The organism is Caballeronia sp. M23-90 (assembly GCF_053574605.1).
This window is the reverse complement of record NZ_JBSIPA010000915.1, coordinates 1-856: the sequence shown is the minus strand read 5'-3', so window position 1 is coordinate 856 and position 856 is coordinate 1. Positions and strand designations below refer to the sequence as shown.

Sequence of the window (856 nt, the reverse complement as noted above, 5' to 3'; positions counted from 1 at the left end):
GGTTCTCGCGCCTTGCGAGTTCTATCGTCAGGGCCTGACGGCTCTTGCTTGCGTTGGTTTCGGGCAACTCCGGAATCGGGCCGTCGAGCGGATAACCGGATAAATCGATACCACCGGTCAGGCCCGAGCCCTCATAACGCGACTCGATCACGAATTGCGAGCGCACGTAGTCGAGCTCGCGGCCGCTGTCCTCCACACCTGCATCGACGCAATAATCGAACGAACCGAATGCAAGCCGTGACACCGCCTTTTCATGCGCGATCGCCCGCATCTCCACCACGCCCGCCACGCTCTCGATCAGCGCGATAAGCGACACCGCCTTGCCGCAACGCGACGCAATATCCGCCAGTTCGCTAGCGGCTTCGGCCTTTGGGACCATGATGCGCGTGACCGCTGACTCGCGCAGCATTTTCACATCGTCCTCGTGCCAGGGCGTGCCGTATGCGTTGACACGAATCACGACGCGTTCCTTGTCGATATCCGGCAAGCCATCCCGCAGCCACTTCGATAAACCCTCGCGCGCCTGGATCTTGCCCTCGGGCGCGACCGCATCTTCCAGATCGATCACGACCTGATGCGCGGCCGTTGCAAGCGCCTTGGAAAACCGCTCCGGACGATCGCCCGGTACGAAGAGATAACTATGAAGCGGCATGCATGTCTCCTGACTTGAGCATCAACCGGACGTCCAGTCGCGCTGGAATGTTTCCGAATAACTGAAACGGTCGGCCGGATGCGCGGCCGTTGCAAGCGCCTTGGAAAACCGCTCCGGACGATCGCCCGGTACGAAGAGATAACTATGAAGCGGCATGCATGTCTCCTGACTTGAGCATCAACCGGACGTCCAGTCGCGCTGGAA

2 protein-coding genes are annotated in these 856 nt (G+C 60.4%); both read right to left on the bottom strand.

All coding sequences use genetic code 11. From position 1 onward, the window contains the following. On the bottom strand, positions 1 to 652 hold a 652-nt coding region (locus ACRXB1_RS36960; RefSeq protein WP_449494893.1), incomplete at its 3' end, for an HpcH/HpaI aldolase/citrate lyase family protein. A gap of 21 nt (positions 653 to 673) precedes the next feature. After that, positions 674 to 808, bottom strand: a complete 135-nt coding sequence (locus ACRXB1_RS36955; protein WP_449494892.1) for a hypothetical protein — start codon at positions 806 to 808, stop codon at positions 674 to 676. Positions 809 to 856 lie beyond the last annotated feature (48 nt).